This is a genomic window from Streptomyces sp. NPDC098789, assembly GCF_044759975.1.
Lineage (GTDB): Bacteria > Actinomycetota > Actinomycetes > Streptomycetales > Streptomycetaceae > Streptomyces.
In genome coordinates this window covers 447,041-465,003 of the sequence record NZ_JBIWAJ010000004.1, presented here as the reverse complement: position 1 = coordinate 465,003, position 17,963 = coordinate 447,041, and the positions used below count along the sequence as shown (strand labels likewise).

The following is a 17,963-nucleotide window of genomic DNA, read 5'->3' as shown; positions in this document are numbered from 1 at the left end:
GGGAATTCACTCACTGTCCGGGTTCTCCTTGCTCGGTTTCGGCGTGCTCGCCTGCGCGGGGATCTCCTTGATCGCGGTCAGGTCGACACGGGTGCGGGAGGCGGTCAACAGGGTCCGGTCGGGCACCTCGCACCACCGCGGGTCGTCGTCGTAGGGCTCGGAGGCGACGACCGTGCGGCTCGTGCGGGCGTCCGCGAGGTACCAGAGCGAATCGCCCCAGGCCGTCGCCGCGATCGCGTGGCCGTCGGTGAGCAGCAGGTTCAGCCGCGAACCGGGAGCGGCGGCCGCCAGCTCCCGCACCGGCCCGGTCAGCGCGTCGCCCGGGCTCGCACCGGCCCGCAGGGCGCGTAGAACGAGCGCCCACACCAGTGCCGAATCGGACCGGGCCGCCAACTGGAGCAGATCCAGAGGGGGGAGCGCCGCGGCGGCTCCGGCCGCCGAGTCCGGCCAGTCCCGGACCGCTCCGTTGTGACTGAACAGCCAGGGCCCGGCCGCGAAGGGCGCGGCCGCGGCCTCCCCGTCCGCGCCGCTCAGGGTCGCGTCGCGGACGGCGGCCAGTGCGGCCCCGCTGCGCACGACCCGGGCGAGGTCGCCGAAGGTGGCGTCGCCCCACACCGGGCCCGCCCTGCGGTAGCGGCCCGGTATCGGGTCGCCCTCCGCGTACCAGCCCACGCCGAAGCCGTCGGCGTTGACCGTCCCGTAGCGCTGGTGGCGCGGCTCCCAGGACTGGCGCACCAGGGAGTGCTCCGGTTCGGTCAGCAGCCGGCCGAGCGGCGTCACGGGCCCGAGCCAGGCGATGTGACGGCACATCAGGCGTCCCTCGCGGTGCGGAAACCGGCGAAGATCTGGCGGCGCACCGGCAGGTCCCAGTTGCGGAAGGTGCCCCGGCAGGCCACCGGATCCACCGCGAACGAACCGCCGCGCAGCACCTTGTGCTCCGGGCCGAAGAACACCTCGGAGTACTCGCGGTACGGGAACGCCCTGAAGCCCGGGTACGGAAGGAAGTCGCTCGCCGTCCATTCCCACACGTCGCCGATCAGCTGGCGCACCCCGAGCGGGGAGGACCCGGCCGGATAGCTGCCCGCGGCGGCCGGCCGCAGGTGCCGCTGGCCCAGATTGGCGTGCGCGGGCGTGGGATCGGCGTCGCCCCACGGGTAGCGGTGCGAGCGGCCGGTCGCCGGGTCGTGACGGGCCGCCTTCTCCCACTCGGTCTCGGTCGGCAGCCGCCGCCCGGCCCACCGGGCGTACGCGTCCGCCTCGTACCAACTGACGTGCAGCACGGGCTCGTCGGCCGGCACCGGCTCCACCACGCCGAAGCGCCGCCGCAGCCACTGGCCGGCCTCGCGGTACCAGAACAGCGGGGCCTCGATGCCGTGGCCGCGGATCTGGTCCCAGCCCTCGGCCGCCCACCAGCGGGGCTCGCCGTAGCCGCCGTCCGCCATGAAGGCCAGGTAGGCGGCGTTGGTGACCGGGACCGTGTCGATCCAGAAGGGTGCGCTCTCGCGGGTGTGCGCGGGGCGCTCGTTGTCCAGCGACCACGGCTCGGTGGAGGTCCCCATCGTGAAGGGGCCTCCGGGAACCAGGACTTCGGGAGCCGACGGCGCCGGACCGGTCGCCGGACCGGGCTCCGGGGCGGTCAGCACCGGGCCGCCGAGCCGCAGCTGATGGGTGATCAGCATCGTTTCGTCGTGCTGCTGTTCGTGCTGCGCGATCATCCCGAAGGCGAAGCCGTCGTCGAGCAGCGCCGAACCCTCGAGGGCGGTCCGCTCCAACAGGTCGAACACCCGCCCCCGCACGTCGGCGCTGTAGCCACGGGCCTCGGCGGGTCCGAGCAGGGGCAGCGCGGGCCGCTGGGCGCGGGGATGCGCGAACGCGTCGTACAGCGGGTCGATCTCGGGGCGCATCGGCTCCCGCCCGGCGACGCGGCGCAGGAGCCACAGCTCCTCCTGGTTGCCGATGTGCGCGAGGTCCCACACCAGGGGGGACATCAGCGGCGAGTGCTGTGCGGTCAGGTCGGCGTCCGTCACCGGATCGGTCAGCGCCGCCGTCCGGGCCCGGGCGGCGATCAGCGCGGCGGCCGCCCGTTCGCGCAGGTCGCCCGGCGGCTGCTGGTCGGTCCCGCCGGCCGGGGCGGTCGTGGCGCTCACGGGCGTTCCTCCTTGCGGACGGGGGCGCGGAAAGACGCGCGCAGGGGGGTGGGGGTCGAGGCCGGGAAGGGCCGGGCGGCGGACCGGGGCCGTGCGTCGTCGACCCCGCCGAACCCGTCCACCTCGTCGGCCGGACAGCGGCCGCGGCGCACGAACCGTTCGGTGAACTCCCCGACGGCGTCCCGCACCCGGGTGTCCGCGCCGAGCCGCGGCAACGCCTCGGTCGCGGCCCGGAAGCACGCGCGGGCCGCCGCGCGCAGCTCCGGATCGCGCGGCCCGTACCGGGCCGCCGAGCGCCAGAGCGGATTGCGCGGCGCGGGCCCCGGGCCGTAGGAGTCGGCCAGCCCCTTCGCCACGCGGTAGGCCGTCTCCGCGGCCTCCGGATCGTCGAACAGGGCGTGCACCACGGCCACCGGGACCAGCCAGCCGTCCACGCCCGGCTGCGCGTCGATCATCCGCAGTTCCAGGTGCCCGCGCGGCCGGATCGGCGGGAACAGGGTGGTCAGGTGGTAGTCGAGGTCCGCGCCGGTCGGCGGCCTGGGCCCGGCGCCGCGCACCCACGCACGGAAGCTCAGGTCCCGCGGGACCTCCCACGCCGCGCCCGCGGCGTGCTCCGCGGCCGTGTCGCCCGGGTCGCCCGCGCCGTCCCGGCCGGTCGGGTCCTGCGGACGTACGCACATCACCGCGGTGTCGAGCGCCTGGCGCACCCAGGCCGCGCGCGGGTCGGCGTCCAGCGGTGGAGCGAGGGCGCGCGCGGTGTCGAGGTCGCTCCAGACGCCCTGGCGGGAACACCGCCAACCCGCGTACGGGCCGCTGTGGGCGGGGGAGTTCGCGAAGGCCGACACCAGCACCGCGCCGAGCAGGTGAGCGGAGCGCCAGCGCCTGCCGTGGCCGAGCGGGCCGGGCTCCTCGTGGCCCGCGTCGACGCAGACCTGCACGGAGGCGGACGCGCGCATCATGGCGCGCCCGGCCGGTCCGGTGCGGTCGAAGTAGGTCTCCATGGCCCGGTAGCGCGGGCTGTCCAGCAGCCGCCGCAGCGGCCGGCGCAGATCGTGCCCGAGCCCGTCGAGCACGACGCCCTGGGCGCCCAGGGCGGCGCGCACGGCGTCCAGATCGGCCTGGAGGTCGCCCACGCACCCCATCAGGGAGGTGGCGGGCGGTGAGCTGAGTTCGAGCTGGCCGCCCGGTTCGACGGTGAACCGGGAGCGCAGGGGCAGTGCGGCCGCCGCGTCGTGGGCGGCGGTGAGCCGGTCCGGCGACAGCGGTCGCGCGGGGTCCTCGGCGTCCAGCAGCAGCCACTCCAGTTCGGCGCCGAGCAGCCGGGGCGGGCCCGTCTTGAAACAGATGCCGCGCACGAGGTCCTCGGCGGCGGTCTCGGTGAGCGGCCGCGGGGGGTGCTCGGCGGCGCGTCCGGGGGGACGCCCTGGCGGATGTGCGCGCAGGTGCGTCAGGGGTGAGTCCTGGGGCATGACCGGATCCTCTTCTCCTGTCGTGAGCCGTGACGTCACCGTTGCCTACCCGTCGTGGTCGGGCCGTGAAGCGTGCGGATCGCATCAAGATCGCGCAAACCCGTGCCGATTCGTGCAAGTAATTGCGTTGCCACTTGCGGTGCCCGTTCCGGAAGATCGGGGGATGAGCAGCAGACTGAGGGCCATCGCGCTGGAGAACGCGCAGATCGTGGCGGCCGGGGGGTACCGGTCGCGGTCGGGGCGGGAGGTGGCGCTCGCCGCCGCCGTGGCGGAAGCCAAGGCGGGAACCAGGATATATGGCCCCAATCCGGTCATCCAGGGCAAGCCGGAGGGGGTGCGGAGCCGGGAGACCGTGTACGAGGTGACCGGGGAGAGCAGCACGGTCGCCGCCCGCAGGCTCGTCCCGGGCGGCCCGGTCGCGGTCCTCAACTTCGCCTCGGCCCGCAATCCCGGGGGCGGATACGTCCGTGGGGCCAAGGCGCAGGAGGAGGCCCTGTGCCGCGCTTCGGCGCTCTACGAGACGCTGCTGGAGGCGCGCGAGTACTACGAGGTCCACCGCGCCGAGGTGAGCACCTTCTACACCGACCGGGTGATTCACTCGCCCGGGGTCCCGGTCTTCCGCGACGACCGGGGCGAACTGCTGGAGGTGCCCTTCCGGGCGGGCTTCCTCACCTCCCCGGCTCCGAACGCGGGCACCATCCGGCGCCAGGAACCGGAGCGGACCCACGAGATCCCGGCGGCGCTGGCCCGGCGGGCCGAGCGGGTCCTGGAGGTGGCGGCGCTGCACGGCTACCCGCAGCTGGTGCTGGGGGCGTGGGGGTGCGGGGTGTTCATGAACGACCCGGCCGAGGTCGCCGAGGCCTTCCGGGCCCTGCTGACGGGCCGGTTCGAGGGCGTCTTCGAGCGGGTGGCGTTCGGGATCCTGGACCGCTCCCCGGGCCCGCGCCGGGCCTTCGAGGCGGCCTTCCCGGGCTGAGGACGGCGTCCCGGTGCCACGCCGGGCGCCGTGACGCGGCGCACCTTCGCGGTCACCCCCTGGACCATACGAACCCCGTGTACGTCTCCCCGTGCGTGGGCGGCCGCGTCCAGGAGCGGGTGGTGAAGGTGTGCAGGCGCCCGTGCGTGAGCGAGTGCCGAGGCAGCAGGACGCCGAACTCCCGGGTCACCGCCTCCAGCAGCGAGCGCTCCGCCACGGCGCCGTCCAGGGCGCTGCCGAGGAACCGGTGCGGGTCCAGCTGCGCCGGTACCGCTCCGGCGGTGCGGAGCTCACCCCCCGCGTTACGTGAACGCGTACTGCTCGACACCGTCCCGGGCCACCGACAGGTGGAACACGGGCGCACCGCGGCCCGCCCGCAGCCCGCTCCACACCGCCACCGCGCGGGTGCCCGCGCTGGCGCCCGCGGCGGGGGAGCGCAGCCGCTGCCGGTCGAACGGGGCGGGCTCGCCGTCGAAGGCGAAGCTCCAGCCGTCGCCGGCCCGCCCGACCGACACGAGGGCCCGGTCGTCGTAGGAGGAGGACTCCCGCTGGCGGTGGAAGGCCCTGTCGCGCGCCTCCCAGAAGGTCATCGGCAGCTGGAGGAGGAGGCCCTCCCCCTCCGGGTCGGCGTCCGCGAGCCGGCCGGGCAGCTCCGCCGGCTCCACCCCCTCCACCAGGACGAACCGGTAGGAGGTGAGGTTGCCGCCGGGGTCCGGCTCCGCGAGCCACGCCAGGTTCCCCGGGTCGAGCCCGGCCGTCGGCTCCGGCGCCGCGCCCGCCTGCCCGCCGCCCGCCTGCCCGCTCCTCGGCGTGGCCAGCAGCTCCCGGCCCCGCTCCGGGGTGAGCAATGGTCCGAGCAGCGGGTCGGCCAGCCAGCCCAGCGGCGCCAGGTGGTCCGGCCCGCACGGCTCCCACCGGGGCAGGGTCTCCCGCAGCGTCCGCCACGCCCCGTCCGTATCGCCCCACCGGGCCAGCTCCCGGGCCCGCTCGACAGCCTCCCCGAAGGCGCCGGGCGCCGTGTACCGGTACGTGCCGCCCCGCAGGCGCTCCAGGGTCGCGCGGGCCAGGTCCAGCACGTCCTCGCCCGCGCCCCGCACGGAGAACGTCAGCGCGGCGCCACCGTGGTGCGCTTCCGCGGCCAGCAGCGGCGGCAACACCTCGAGCGCGTACCGGGGGTCCGTCACCAGGCCGCCGAAGTTCACCATGCAGGTGTGCCCAAGCAGGCGCCGGATCTGGTCGCCGAGCCCGACGGCGCCCGGCCTGCCGTACCCCTTGGCCTCGTCCAGCGCGGCCAGGGCCGACTCCCATCCGCCCCGCAACGCCTCCTGTCGGGCGTAGTCCACCAGGGCGTCCAGCTCGCGGGTGGTCTCGTTGACGAACTCCGGCTCCCCGTCCCGCGGGCTCGCCCGCAGGTTGTGGAACTCCCGGTGCATGTCCCGCATGAACGCCCGGAAGCCGGCGTGCCGCTCGGGCGGCGCGGCCCGCCAGCCCGCCCAGGTGTACACGGCCCACTCGCCGTCCTCGTCGACGTCCTCGGGATCCATCAGGACGTAAGTACCGTCGGACCGCACGTTCAGCTGGAGCCCGCGCCGCCAGACACCTCCTAGCCGCGCCTCGGGACCGGCGTCATCGTCCAGGTACTCCTCGAACACGTCGGCGAGCCCGGACTCGTTGTGGTGCCAGCGCGCCTGCGCGGTCCCTGCCAGGAGCCACACGAACCCGCCCGCGTGCCGCCACCCGTCGCTGACCGCGAGGAACTCCCGGTACGACGGGGGCATGCGGCGGCCGAGGCGCTCCTCCATGGCCGCAATCCGCTCCTCGGCGGCGGCCGGGAACCCCAACCACCGTGCACGCAGGGCGAGCTCGTCGTCCTCGTTCCGCTCCTCGGCGGCCGCCGTGTGGTCCGCCCACTCCCCGCTCCACCTGAGGAGGAAGGTCCGCCAGTCGAATGCCTCGGTATCCGTCATGCACAGGATGCTGACAGCGGGCACTGACAGCGGGCACTGACCGAGGAAGGTCCGCTCAGGCCCAGCCGTACCGCTCGCGCAGGCGGTCGACGACCAGTTGGAATCGGCCGCGGTCCAGGGCGCACGCCTCGCGCCGCATGCCGGCGTCGTGCACGCGCAGCACCCGGTCCACGTCCACCCAGGACTCCCGTCCGGCCGCGTCCCAGGGTCCGGTGCCGATCGGGACCCACTCCCGGTCCTGGTCGTGGCGCTTGCTGGAGAGCTGTACGGCCAGCACGGTGTCGCGGTCGGTCTCGCGGGCCACGACCAGCACCGGCCGGTCCTTGCCCCGGCCGTCGTTCTCCTCGTAGGGGACGAAGGTCCACACGATCTCGCCGGGGTCGGGGTCCCCGTCGTGATCGGGGGCGTAGGAGGTGCGCACGGGCCCGATGGCGCGCGGATCGACCTCGGCGGTCGCCCCGGCGCCGTCGCGGCCGGGCTGGTGGGGCTGGTCGGTGTGCGGGGTGTGGTGCGAAAGTGCCGTCATCCGGCAGAGGTTAGCGGTGCGCCGGCGCGGCCGGTGCGGGACGTGCCGCAGCGGTGCCCTGACAGGCGCTATGCCGAACCCGTGACCGATGCCGTCGCCGCTCCCAGTGGGGCGGACCAACGCGGCCAGTGGGACTGCCAGTTCTCCGCCGCCTCCAGCTGGGCCGCCAGCGAGATGAGGAGCGGCTCCGAAGACTCCGGGCCCAGCAGTTGCGCACCCACGGGGAGCCCCTGGGGGGTGAAGCCCGCCGGGACGTTCACGCCGGGCCAGCCGAGGACGTTCCAGGGCCAGGCGTACGGGCAGGCCGCGATGATCGCCCGCTCGGTGTCCAGGGAACCCCGGTCGTCCAGGGCGCCGACGCGCAGCGGGGCGGTGGCCGTCGTGGGCGTGAGGACCACGTCGTAGCGGCTGAAGATCTCCCCGATCCGGTGCTGGTGCAGGGCCTCCGCGCGGCGGGCGGCCCGCAGGGGCAGGCCGCTGAGGATCCGCCCCATGAGGGTCGCCTCGCTCGTCCGCGGGTCAAGCAGCGAGGGATCCGGCACCCGCGCGGCCCACTCGTGTACGCCCCCGGTCGCGCGGGGTATGAAGCTCAGCCCGATCTGCCCGTACCGGGGGTCCTCCAGGGCCACCTCGTGACCCAGCGCCTCCAGCCGCCCGGCGAGCCGCTCCACGGCGGAACGGATCGACGGGTCCAGGGACTTGGAGGTGCCGGTGAACGGCATCGCGAAGGCGAGCGCGATCCGCAGCCGCCCCGGCTCGGTACGGGCGGCCCGGGAGGCGGAGATCGGCGCGGGCCGGTGCAGGTCGCCGCGGTGGGACCCGCTGGCCGCGTCGAGCAGCAGCGCGGCGTCCGCGACCGTACGGGCCAGCACGCCGTTGACCGTCAGCCCGCGGAAGGCCTCCGGCTCGGGCCAGGTGGAGATGCGGCCGCGCTGCGGTTTGATGCCGACCAGGTGCGTCCAGGCCGCCGGGATGCGGATGGAACCGGCGCCGTCCGATCCCAGCGCGGCCGGGATCAGGCCGGCGGCCACGGCGGCCGCCGAGCCGCCGGAGGAGCCGCCGGGGGTGAAGGCCGGGTTCCAGGGATTGCGGGTCGCGCCGAAGGCGGGCCCCTCGGTGAGCGGCCACTGGCCCAGCTCCGGGGTCTGGGTCTTGCCGACGATGACCGCGCCCGCGGCGCGCAGGCGGCGTACCGCCTCGCTGTCCTCGGCCTTCGGCGGGAAGTCCCCGGCGCAGCCGAAGGCCGTCGGCAGCCCGGCCACGTCCATGTCGTCCTTGACCGCGAGCGGCACGCCGAGCAGCGGGAGCCGCTCCCCGGCGGCGAGCCGCCGGTCGGCCGCGTCCGCCTCCGCGAGGGCCGCCTCGGAGTGCACGATCCGGAAGGCGTTCAACTCCGGCTGCGAGGCCTCGATCCGCTCCAGGCACTGTTCGGTGAGCCAGCGCGAGGTCACGCTGCCGTCGGCGAGCGCCCTGACCATGTCGGCGAGGCCGGGCACCCGGTGCGGGGTCGGGAGGGGGTGCGGGCCCGGCGGCGAGCCGGGGGCCAGGACGGCCGTGGCGCCCGGAGCCAGGACGGCGGTCGTCGCACCAGGCGCTCTACCAGGAACCGTGCCAGGAACTGTGGTCATCGAAACCGGACCTCCCCGTTACTCATCGGTATACCGACCGTAACGGGGAGATCTGGAAGCTTGCTATATCCATCCTTCAAGCGAGGTCATGAACCCCTCGAAGTCGTCGCGGTGGATGGTGTGACCGGCGCCCGCCACCGAACGGACCTCGAAACCACGGGCCTTGAGGACGGCGCCGCGCTCCTCGTCGATCAGGAAGCTCGGATCGGCCAGCTGGACCAGGGACGGCACCACCGGCGCGGCGGGCAGCAGGTCCGTACCGGCCAGGGCGGCGAGGCACAGCGCGGTGGCTTCGTCCCAGGCCGCCAGGGTGAGCAGCTCGACGTCCACGTCGGCCTCCTCCCAGCGCGGGCTCAGCGCCCGGATCCGCTCCCTGGACGCCGACTTGAACGCGGCGAACACCTCGGGACCGAAGCCCTCGCCGAGCGGGGCCAGGTGCCAGGCCGGGTCGGAGTAGACCGCGCGCCGCGGCCGCAGCCGGTCGACGGCCAGGGAGAGCGCCAGGCCGCCGAGGGAGTGGCCGATGGCGAGCTCCGCACCGGTGGGGAGGGTTTCGACCAGGTCGTCGGCGAAGCCCTGCGGGGTGTAGTCGCCCCGGCCGCTGGCGCCGTGGCCGCGCAGGTCGACGGCGATGACGCGGTACCCGAGGGCGGCGAGCGCGGGACCGACCCGGCGCCAGGTGCGGTGGTCGGACATGGCGCCGTGGACGAGCAGGGCGACGCGGTCGCCCTCGCCCCAGGTGTGGGTGTGGAGTTGCACGGAGTGCCTTTCTGCGGGACGCGTGGTGCGGGCTGCGTGGTTGCGTGTTGCGTGTTGCGTGTTGCGTGGAGCGTGGTGCGGGTGTGCCGTACGAGTCTGCCGGTGAGCGGACGTCAGCGGTCGTCAGCGGACGCTGCGGATCGGCTTCACGGCCAGCGCGCCCGCGACGGAGAGCACCGCCGCGATGACGAACAGGGCGGTGTACCCGCCGCTGACGGACACGATCACCGAGGCGACGAACGGCGCGACGATCTGCGGTCCGGCGTTGGCGATGTTGAGGACGCCCATGTCCCTGGCCGCGTCCTCGGCCTTCGGGAGCACCATCGTCACCAGCGCCGTGTCGACGGCCATGTAGCTGCCGAAGGCGAGGCCGTTGACCACGGAGAAGGCGAGCATCGCCGACCAACTCGTCGACAGGGCCGGGATGAGGAGCGCGACGGCCGACAGCAGCGCGGAGGCGCCGACGAACAGCTTGCGGCGGTCGAAGCGGTCGGACAGGTAGCCGCCCAGGACCGTCGAGACCACCATCGCGACGCTGGTCAGCGGCATCAGGAGGGCCACCGCCTCCTCCGGCTCCATGCCCGCGGGCAACGCGGTGTGGTCCTGGAGGATGTACAGCTGGTAGCCGCTCACCGAGAAGTACCCGAGGACCAGCAGCGCGCGCCCGATGAAGGCCCACCGGAAGTCATGGTCCCGCAACGCCCCGCTGAAGGCCGCCAGTTGGGCACGGACGGGCAGCTGGGCGCGGACCGGGAGGCGCTGCTCGCGGCTGCTCGCCGTGAAGAGCAGGGCCGCGCCCGCCACGACCGCGCCGAAGACCAGGTAGCCGGTGCGGTAGTCGTCGGAGAAGGCCGCGCCCAGCAGGGCGCCCAGGGTCGAGCCGAAGGGCAGGCCGAGTCCGACCGCCGCCGAGGCCTTGCCGCGGGCGCTGACCGGGATCCGGTCGGGGACCACGGAGGTGATCGCGGCCTGGTAGACGTTCATCACGGCCTGGCCGAGGCACCAGGCGATGGTGATCAGCAGGATCGTGTCGGCGAGCCCGAGGAGGAACATCGCGGGGACCGCCGCCAGGCCGCCGCCCAGGATCCAGGGGTTGCGGCGGCCGCTGCGGTCCGAGAGGGCGCCCGCGACCGGGTTGAAGACCGTGGCGAAGACCGCGGAGACCCCCGCGATCAGGCCGAAGTTGGAGACCTTGTTCGCCGGGTCGATGTGTTCGACCTGGAGCGCGAGCAGGATTCCGGCGACTCCGATGTAGAGCGCGTACATCGCGGTGTTGCCGATGAGGAGCAGCGGGAGCAGACCGCGTCCGGGCGCGGGCGTCGAGGGCGCGGCGGCGGATGCGGCGGGGGAGGCGTCGGCGGTGCCGGTGCCGGGGGAGGAGACGGCCACGGTGCCCTCCTGGGCAGGGATGTCGGGCGGGTGAGGGGGTGCGCGCCGCCCCGTCGTGACGGCGGGGGTGCGTCGGAACACGACGGGGCGGCGGCACGGTGCGACACGGGTTGCGGCACGGTCGGTGCAGGGGTTGTGACGACCGGGTTACACGTGTCAATGAATCGTGTAACCACTGTGTAGCATCCGATTCCGGCCATCCGCTAGCCCCCGAGCCCCACCGGTCTGGAAAGATGCCACGGCAATGCCTCCCTCACCGAAGTCGTCCCCGAAGCGACCGTCGCCGAAGTCGTCCGCCCGATCGGCGCCGCCCCCGCCGCCCGCCCCGGGGCCTACGGCGGGCCCCGCCGCGGCCGCCGTCGAGGCCGTGGAGACCGCCGCGCCCGGACTGCCCGTCGCCCCCGCGCCCGTGGCTGCCGCCCCCGCGCTCCCCGCCGCGCCGACCAGTGCCGACGTGGCCCGGCTCGCCGGCGTCTCGCGCGCCACGGTCTCGTACGTCCTGAACAACGCCGAAGCCGTGCGCATCAGCGAGCCGACCCGGCGCAAGGTGCGCGAGGCCGCGGAGGAGTTGGGCTACGTCCCGCACGCCGCCGCCCGCAGCCTGCGGGCCGGGCACACCCGGATCGTGCTGCTGCCCACCTCGCACGTCCCGGCCGGGCCGCTGTACAGTGCTTTCTTCAACGAGCTCCAGTGGGCGCTGCGCCGGCTCGACTACACCGTCGTCCAGTACGGCAGCCTCGGCCTCACCGGGGACCAGGCGGCCCGCGCCTGGGCCGAGCTGCGGCCCGTGGCGGTGATCTCCCTCGGCGAGATCGTCCTGAGCGCCCACAACGTCGAGACCCTCAAGCGGGCCGGTGCCCGCGCCGTGATCACGCTCGGGCCGGCCAGCGTCGCCGGGGCGCACGCGCTCGTCATGGACCAGGCCGAGGTCGGTGCCCGGGCCGCGGCCCACCTCGTCGAGCGCGGCCACCGCCGGATCGGTGTGATCGTCCCCGAGGAGGCGGGCCTGGAACTCTTCTCCGCCCCGCGCCTGGCCGGCGCCCGGGCGGCGGCCGCCGGCGCGGCCGCGATCGAGCCGCTGCCGATGGCCTACACGGAGGAGTCCGCGCAGGCCCTGGCGGCCAGGTGGCCGGAAAGCGGCCCTGATGCCGTCTTCGCCTACAACGACGAGTACGCGATGCTCCTCATGCGCGCCCTCCAGGACGCGGGGGTGCGGGTGCCCGAGGACGTGGCCGTGATGGGCGCCGACGACCTGCTGATCGGCCGCCTGCTGCGGCCGCGCCTGAGCACGGTGCAGATCGAGATGCCCACGGGCGATCACCTGGCGTCCCTGGTGGACCGGGCGGTCCGGGAACCCACGGAGGTCCCGGCCCGCCGCGACCTGCTGGCCGCGCGCGCCGTCCCCCGCGAGTCCACCTGAGCGCTCCGGAGCCGGCCGACGGGCCGGGCCGGGACCTCCGACGCTTCCCGGACCGCCGGGTCGGCCAGGTCAGGGCGCCGCCGGGGGGCGTTGACAGGCCGCGAGCCGGGGACGGAGACTGCGGGCGCGCCCACCGGCGCGCCCGCACGGATCTGCCCAGGAGACCCCGCATGCGCATCCGCGACGTCTACATCGTCGACGCCGTCCGTACCCCGATCGGCAAGTTCGGCGGTGCCTACGCCGGGGTCCGCCCGGACGACCTGGCCGCGCACGTGGTCCGCGCCCTGGTGGACCGTACGCCCGCGCTCGACCCCGCGCGGATCGACGACGTGGTCTTCGGCGACGCCAACGGCGCCGGCGAGGACAACCGGGACGTCGCCCGCATGGCGGTGCTGCTGGCCGGCCTGCCGGTCACGGTCCCCGGGGTCACCGTCAACCGGCTCTGCGGATCGGGTCTGGAGGCCGTGATCCAGGCCGCCCGTGCCATCGCGCTCGGTGACGCCTCCGTGGCGATCGCGGGCGGGGTGGAGTCCATGACCCGCGCCCCCTGGGTGGTGCAGAAGCCGGAGCGGGCCTTCCCCGCGACCCACCAGCAGATGTGGTCCACCACCTTGGGCTGGCGGATGACGAACCCCCGGATGCCGCAGGAGTGGACCGGTTCGCTGGGCGAGGGCGCGGAACTGGTCGCGGACAAGTACGCCCTCACCCGCGAGGCCCAGGACGCCTTCGCCCTGGAGAGCCACCGCAAGGCCGCCGCCGCCTGGGCGGCGGGGGAGTACGCGGCCGAGGTGGTCCCGTACCCCGGCGTCGACCTGCTGCGCGACGAGTGCATCCGGGAGGGCTCGACCATGGAGGCCCTCGGCCGGCTGAAGCCGGCCTTCCGCACCGACGGCCGGGGCACGGTCACCGCCGGCAACGCCTCCCCGCTCAACGACGGGGCCGCGGCTCTGCTGCTCACCGACGAGGCGGGGCTCGCGGCGACCGGGCGCGAGCCGCTCGCCCGGATCCGGGCCTCCGCGGTCACCGGGATCGAGCCGCAGCTCTTCGGGCTGGGGCCGGTCGAGGCCGTCCGGCGGGCTCTGGAGAAGGCGGGCCGCGGTTTCGCGGACCTGACCACCCTGGAGCTCAACGAGGCCTTCGCCGCACAGGCGTTGGGTTGTCTGCAGGCCTGGCCCGAGCTGGACCGGAGCGTGGTCAACCCGCGCGGCGGGGCCATCGCCCTGGGTCACCCGCTGGGCGCCTCCGGAGCCCGGCTCGCGGGCTCGGTCGCCCACCAGCTGGCGGCGGCCGGTTCGGGGACGGGGATGGCCGCGCTCTGCATCGGGGTGGGCCAGGGCATCGCCCTCGTGCTGGAGCGCTGACGGGCCGGGGGCAGGGGGCACGGGGGCCGTCGGGGCAGGGGGCCGGTCGGCCGGTGGGCCGTACGGACGCTCGATCGATTCCGGACACGTGCCGCCGGCAACTGCCCAATAAGTGAACAGAATTGGGAACTCCGTTCTGGCACGATGACGCGTGCCGCCCCCCACCCCAGCAGCTCCGCCCCACCCATCGGAGGCCCCGCGCCATGCCGCTCCTCGACCCGCAGCTCTGGCAGGACGGACCGACCCTGGCCGGGGGTACGTCACCGGTCGTCGAACCGGCGACCGGCCGCACCCTCGCCACCCTCGACCTGGCCTCGGCCCCCGACGTCGCCGAGGCCGCCGTACGGGCCCTGGCCGCGCAGCGGGACTGGGCGCGCGCCACCCACCTGGAGCGCGCCGCGGTGCTCCGCCGGGCGGGGGACCTCTTCACCGCCCACGCCGACGAACTGCGCGGGTGGCTGATCCGCGAATCCGGCTCGATCCCCGGCAAGGCGGACTTCGAACTGCACGTCGCGGCCCAGGAGTGCTACGAGGCCGCGGCGCTCGCCTCGCGCCCGACCGGGCAGGTGCTGGCGACCGAGGCGCCCCGGCTCTCGTACACCCGGCGCACCCCGGCCGGGGTCGTCGGGGTGATCGCGCCCTTCAACGCCCCGCTGATCCTCGCCATCCGATCGGTCGCGCCCGCGCTCGCCCTCGGCAACGCCGTGCTGCTCAAGCCGGACCGGCGCACCGCCGTGTGCGGGGGGCTCGCGCTCGCCGCGGTCCTCGCCGCCGCCGGGCTGCCGGCCGGGTTGCTGCACGTCCTGCCCGGGGACGCGAGGACCGGGGCGGCGGTGGTCGCCGACCCCCTGGTGCGCGTCGTCTCGTTCACCGGCTCCACCGCGAGCGGCCGGACCGTCGGGGAGTCGGCCGGCCGTCACCTCAAGCGCGCGCACCTGGAGTTGGGCGGCAACTCGGCGCTGATCGTGCTCGCCGACGCCGACGTCGAGGCCGCCGTGGCCCAGGCGTCCTGGGGGTCCTTCTTCCACCAGGGCCAGATCTGCATGACCGCGGGCCGCCACCTCGTGCACGCGTCGCTCTACGACGAGTACGTCGAGCGGCTCGCCGCCCGGGCCGAGGCGCTGGTGGTGGGGGACCCGTACCGGGAACAGGTGCACCTGGGGCCGCTGATCGACCGCGCCCAGCTGGAGCGGGTCCACGCGCTGGTCGAGGCGAGCACCGAGCGGGGCGCGAAGCTGCTCGCCGGCGGCGCCCACCAGGACCTCTTCTACCGGCCGACGGTGCTCGCGGGCGTCTCCGATGACACCCCCGCCTACGCGCAGGAGGTCTTCGGACCGGTGGCGCCCGTACGCTCCTTCGCCTCGGAGGAGGAGGCCATCGACCTCGCCTCGGCGGGCCCGTACGGCCTCTCCCTGGGCGTGGTCACCCGTGACGCGGCGCGGGGGCTGGAGCTGGCCGATCGGATCCCCACCGGCATCGTGCACGTGAACGACCAGACGGTGAACGACGAGGCGGTCGCCCCCTTCGGCGGTGTGGGTGCCTCCGGCAACGGGGCCCGGTTCGGCGGCGAGGCCAACCTCGACGCCTTCACGGAGCTGCGCTGGACCACGGTCCGCCGCACCCCGGCCGGCCACCCGTTCTGACCGGCCCCGGGGGCGCGGCCGGTCCGGCCGGCCCGCCCCCGCGGCCGGTCGCGGGGTTGCGGAATGTCGGCGGGCCTCCGTTCGTTCCAGGGAACAGGAAGCGCGATATACGGAGGTCTGGAAACCGTGGCTACAGTCGAACTCACCAAGGAGAACTTCGACCGGACGGTCAGCGAGAACGAGTTCGTGCTGATCGACTTCTGGGCGTCGTGGTGCGGTCCCTGCCGGCAGTTCGCCCCGGTCTACGAGAGGGCGTCGCAGACCCACTCCGACCTGGTCTTCGCGAAGGTGGACACGGAGGCGCAGCAGGAGCTGGCCGCCGCCTTCGACATCCGGTCGATCCCGACGCTGATGATCATCCGGGACCAGGTGGCCATCTTCGCGCAGCCGGGGGCGCTGCCCGAGGCCATGCTGGAGGACGTCATCGGCCAGGCCCGCGCGCTGGACATGGACGAGGTCCGCACGAAGATCGCCGCCGAGAAGGCGCGGACCGAGGCCCCCGACCCCACCCAGCCCCCCACGGAGGCATAGCCGCACCCCGACGGCCGGGCCCCGGCACGGTCCCCCGCCATCCGGCGGCGGGGCACCACGCCCGGGCCGGCGCCGTCCGGTCGATGTCCCGTCCGCCCCGCGTAAGGTGACGGGCTATGAGCGGCCTGGCCGGGATTCCGTCAGGTCCGGGTGGACGCGGTGGGAACCCTGGAAGGTGGCTATGACCGAAGCGGTGTTCTACCGGATCCGACTGCTTCGCAGATCAGAGGCTGTTTCTGGCTCCGCTGGGTAGCGGAAATCTCACAAAATCTCAGGCCCGTGCCCGGCTTCCCGCCGCGCCGTCGCGCGCTCACGAGGAGCCACGCCACCATCGACTCGATGTCGTCCTCGGTCAGCTCCTGGAGCCGCTTGTGCCCGAGGTAGGCCGCCCCGGAACGCGACGCGCAGAGAAGCAGGCGAAGGCCGACGCCGCCCTGTACGGCACCCCCGCGTGGGATGCGCTCACCGACCTCCGCAAGCACCGTGCGGCCCAGTACGTGGCTCGCAAGGCCAGCGCCAAGGGAGACGACGCCGCATGACTCCCACCGAAGCCCGGACCGCCCTCGACACCGCCCGCGCCGAAGCCGATCAGGCACACGAGGTCGTCGAAGCCCTCACCGAGCGCGTGCGCGAGGGCGACGAGCAGGTCACCGCCGAGCACATCGCCGGTCAACGCCAGCTCGCCGAACTCGCCGGGCTTCGCGTCACCGCCGCCGAGCGCAAGCTGACCGCCGCCGAGGCTGCCGATCGGGACGCCCGCGCGCAGGCCATCGCCGCCGATGCTCGCACGCTGATCTCAACGGACGACACGCGGCCCGTCCTCGACGCCGTACAGGCCGCTGTGGCCGCCCTGGAGCACCTGCTCGCCGTCACCGCCAGCCGCACCGCGCGGATCCACGAGGTCGCCGAGCAGGCCGTCAAGGTGAACGAGGAGCTCAAGCGCTCCGACCCGGCCGCCGGCCCTTGGCCCTCGTCCAACTACGGCTTCCGAGCCCAGACGTTCCCCGCCCACGTCGCGGTCATGGGCGAGGGAACCGCCGACGCCATCCGGCCCGGCCGCATGGCTGCCGCCGTCCTCGCGATGGCCCTGGACGGTGACCGCTCCCTGACCGGCGAGGCCCGCCAAGTCTTCAACGCCCCGTTCGAGCACGTCATCGAGCGGCTGAACGCGGACGTCCTTGGCCTGGCCGGCGCCTTGCGCACGACCCGCGAGGAGCGCTGACCCGCCGATCCGCGCCCCGTCTGGCCCCGACTGCATGATGGGCCGCACGGGGCGCAGCAGCGTGCGCCTACGGCAGCGCGGCAATGGCGTCCATGACCAGAGCGCGGGCATCCGCCCCGTACACGGCCATACGGCGCAGCTCCTCGAACGCCCGCAAGTAGAGCCCGACCTCGGAGGGCTGGGTGATGTTCACCTCCGCCGAGAGCAGCTCCACGGACACGAACGCGTCGTCGTACACGTGGAACGTCTCCAGCGGCCAGACCGTGCGCGGCTCCACCGTGCGCGGGATCACCCCCAGGGACACCGCAGGCAGAGCCCCAGCAGTCAGTAGATACCCGAGCTGGGCAGCCATCGCGTCCGGGTCACCCATCCGGTAGTAGAGCGCCGTCTCCTCGACCACGAGGACGGCCCGCCGGCCCGCGTCGTGAATGATCCGGGACCGGTCCACCCGCGCGCGTGCAGCCTCGGCGCCCTCCTCCGGGTACCCGCGAAACCGTGCGATCGTCCCGAGTAGACCGCCGGCGTACCCCTCCGTCTGGAGCAGGCCCGGCACGAGCGTCGACGAGTAGATCCGGAACAAACGGGTCTCCGCGAACACCCGCGGCCACGAGTTCTGGAGTTTCTCAAGCTCTTGCACCTGGTGGCGCCACTCGCTGTACATCGACTCGGCGTTCATGGACCGCACGACGAGATCCGGCGCCTCATCCGGACGGCCGCAGGCCCGGCACCAGTGCTGTATGTCCCGCGCCGAGGGTGCCGTGCGCGCGTTCTCGATACGGGACGTCTTCGAGTGGTGCCAGCCACAGAGGCCGGCCAACTCGGCGACGGTCAGTCCCGCGCCTCTACGCAGGTCGCGCAGCCGTGCGGCTACGGCTGCGCGTGCGGCCTGTGCAGAGGACGACGGGGAGGCGGGCATGGAGCGTCG

Annotated in this window: 15 protein-coding genes and 1 pseudogene; 7 read left to right on the top strand and 9 right to left on the bottom strand. The window is 74.5% G+C overall.

The annotated features are described in order from the left end of the window. Positions 1 to 6: 6 nt before the first annotated feature. From egtC to egtA, 3 genes are read right to left on the bottom strand one after another with little or no spacing between them, the layout of a single operon-like run. Positions 7 to 810, bottom strand: coding sequence for an ergothioneine biosynthesis protein EgtC (egtC, locus tag ACIQWR_RS12210; RefSeq protein WP_404007270.1), 804 nt, complete (start codon positions 808 to 810; stop codon positions 7 to 9). Beyond that, complete coding sequence (gene egtB / locus ACIQWR_RS12205; protein WP_404007267.1) at positions 810 to 2,147, bottom strand: ergothioneine biosynthesis protein EgtB; 1,338 nt, start codon at positions 2,145 to 2,147, stop codon at positions 810 to 812. The genes egtC and egtB overlap by 1 nt, the downstream gene beginning before the upstream one ends. Beyond that, on the bottom strand, positions 2,144 to 3,616 hold the full coding sequence (egtA, locus tag ACIQWR_RS12200) for an ergothioneine biosynthesis glutamate--cysteine ligase EgtA (RefSeq protein WP_404007264.1): 1,473 nt from the start codon (positions 3,614 to 3,616) through the stop codon (positions 2,144 to 2,146). Before egtA ends, egtB begins: the two co-directional genes overlap by 4 nt. Positions 3,617 to 3,779: 163 nt before the next feature. On the opposite strand from egtA, the gene ACIQWR_RS12195 reads away from it, so the two are divergent. Next, entirely contained in the window at positions 3,780 to 4,592 is an 813-nt protein-coding gene (locus ACIQWR_RS12195) for a TIGR02452 family protein (RefSeq protein ID WP_404007261.1), read from the top strand. Between the two features lie 52 nt (positions 4,593 to 4,644). Here the strand turns inward: ACIQWR_RS12195 and ACIQWR_RS12190 are convergent. The 5 genes and pseudogenes from ACIQWR_RS12190 to ACIQWR_RS12170 form a co-directional block, all read right to left on the bottom strand. Beyond that, a pseudogene (locus tag ACIQWR_RS12190) lies at positions 4,645 to 6,559 on the bottom strand (SMI1/KNR4 family protein). 55 nt (positions 6,560 to 6,614) lie between these two features. Beyond that, positions 6,615 to 7,085: a type II toxin-antitoxin system PemK/MazF family toxin gene (locus ACIQWR_RS12185; RefSeq protein ID WP_399256732.1), complete on the bottom strand. Its 471-nt coding sequence runs from the start codon at positions 7,083 to 7,085 to the stop codon at positions 6,615 to 6,617. A 68-nt stretch (positions 7,086 to 7,153) separates the two neighbouring features. Beyond that, positions 7,154 to 8,563, bottom strand: a complete 1,410-nt coding sequence (locus ACIQWR_RS12180; RefSeq protein ID WP_404007519.1) for an amidase — start codon at positions 8,561 to 8,563, stop codon at positions 7,154 to 7,156. A gap of 213 nt (positions 8,564 to 8,776) precedes the next feature. Further along, entirely contained in the window at positions 8,777 to 9,472 is a 696-nt protein-coding gene (locus tag ACIQWR_RS12175; RefSeq protein WP_404007257.1) for an alpha/beta fold hydrolase, read from the bottom strand. Positions 9,473 to 9,595: 123 nt separating this feature from the next. Continuing rightward, positions 9,596 to 10,861 carry an MFS transporter gene (locus ACIQWR_RS12170; protein WP_404007254.1) on the bottom strand — a complete coding sequence of 422 codons (1,266 nt, stop codon included), beginning with the start codon at positions 10,859 to 10,861 and terminating at the stop codon, positions 9,596 to 9,598. Positions 10,862 to 11,105: 244 nt separating this feature from the next. Here ACIQWR_RS12170 and ACIQWR_RS12165 point away from each other — a divergent pair, with 244 nt between their 5' ends. The 6 genes from ACIQWR_RS12165 (at position 11,106) to ACIQWR_RS12140 (ending at position 17,038) form a co-directional block, all read left to right on the top strand. Next, complete coding sequence (locus tag ACIQWR_RS12165; RefSeq protein WP_404007251.1) at positions 11,106 to 12,281, top strand: LacI family DNA-binding transcriptional regulator; 1,176 nt, start codon at positions 11,106 to 11,108, stop codon at positions 12,279 to 12,281. 170 nt (positions 12,282 to 12,451) lie between these two features. Further along, positions 12,452 to 13,642: a thiolase family protein gene (locus ACIQWR_RS12160; protein ID WP_404007249.1), complete on the top strand. Its 1,191-nt coding sequence runs from the start codon at positions 12,452 to 12,454 to the stop codon at positions 13,640 to 13,642. A 203-nt stretch (positions 13,643 to 13,845) separates the two neighbouring features. Then, complete coding sequence (locus tag ACIQWR_RS12155; protein ID WP_404007246.1) at positions 13,846 to 15,285, top strand: aldehyde dehydrogenase family protein; 1,440 nt, start codon at positions 13,846 to 13,848, stop codon at positions 15,283 to 15,285. Positions 15,286 to 15,411: 126 nt separating this feature from the next. Continuing rightward, a complete protein-coding gene (gene trxA / locus ACIQWR_RS12150; RefSeq protein WP_404007243.1) occupies positions 15,412 to 15,816 on the top strand; it encodes a thioredoxin in 405 nt (134 codons plus the stop codon). 371 nt (positions 15,817 to 16,187) lie between these two features. Then, a complete protein-coding gene (locus ACIQWR_RS12145) occupies positions 16,188 to 16,355 on the top strand; it encodes a hypothetical protein (protein ID WP_404007240.1) in 168 nt (55 codons plus the stop codon). Continuing rightward, positions 16,352 to 17,038, top strand: coding sequence for a hypothetical protein (locus ACIQWR_RS12140; RefSeq protein WP_404007237.1), 687 nt, complete (start codon positions 16,352 to 16,354; stop codon positions 17,036 to 17,038). Before ACIQWR_RS12145 ends, ACIQWR_RS12140 begins: the two co-directional genes overlap by 4 nt. A 67-nt stretch (positions 17,039 to 17,105) precedes the next feature. Here the strand turns inward: ACIQWR_RS12140 and ACIQWR_RS12135 are convergent, their stop codons facing one another. Then, positions 17,106 to 17,954 carry a helix-turn-helix domain-containing protein gene (locus tag ACIQWR_RS12135; protein ID WP_404007234.1) on the bottom strand — a complete coding sequence of 283 codons (849 nt, stop codon included), beginning with the start codon at positions 17,952 to 17,954 and terminating at the stop codon, positions 17,106 to 17,108. Between the last annotated feature and the right edge of the window lie 9 nt (positions 17,955 to 17,963).

Excerpts from the sequence above, each read along its gene's own strand:
- ACIQWR_RS12160 (WP_404007249.1), top strand. The coding sequence starts at position 12,452 with ATGCGCATCCGCGACGTCTACATCGTCGACGCCGTCCGTACCCCGATC.
- egtA (WP_404007264.1), bottom strand. The coding sequence starts at position 3,616 with ATGCCCCAGGACTCACCCCTGACGCACCTGCGCGCACATCCGCCAGGG.
- ACIQWR_RS12165 (WP_404007251.1), top strand. The coding sequence starts at position 11,106 with ATGCCTCCCTCACCGAAGTCGTCCCCGAAGCGACCGTCGCCGAAGTCG.
- egtC (WP_404007270.1), bottom strand. The coding sequence starts at position 810 with ATGTGCCGTCACATCGCCTGGCTCGGGCCCGTGACGCCGCTCGGCCGG.
- ACIQWR_RS12140 (WP_404007237.1), top strand. The coding sequence starts at position 16,352 with ATGACTCCCACCGAAGCCCGGACCGCCCTCGACACCGCCCGCGCCGAA.
- ACIQWR_RS12195 (WP_404007261.1), top strand. The coding sequence starts at position 3,780 with ATGAGCAGCAGACTGAGGGCCATCGCGCTGGAGAACGCGCAGATCGTG.
- ACIQWR_RS12185 (WP_399256732.1), bottom strand. The coding sequence starts at position 7,085 with ATGACGGCACTTTCGCACCACACCCCGCACACCGACCAGCCCCACCAG.
- ACIQWR_RS12180 (WP_404007519.1), bottom strand. The coding sequence starts at position 8,563 with ATGGTCAGGGCGCTCGCCGACGGCAGCGTGACCTCGCGCTGGCTCACC.
- ACIQWR_RS12135 (WP_404007234.1), bottom strand. The coding sequence starts at position 17,954 with ATGCCCGCCTCCCCGTCGTCCTCTGCACAGGCCGCACGCGCAGCCGTA.
- ACIQWR_RS12155 (WP_404007246.1), top strand. The coding sequence starts at position 13,846 with ATGCCGCTCCTCGACCCGCAGCTCTGGCAGGACGGACCGACCCTGGCC.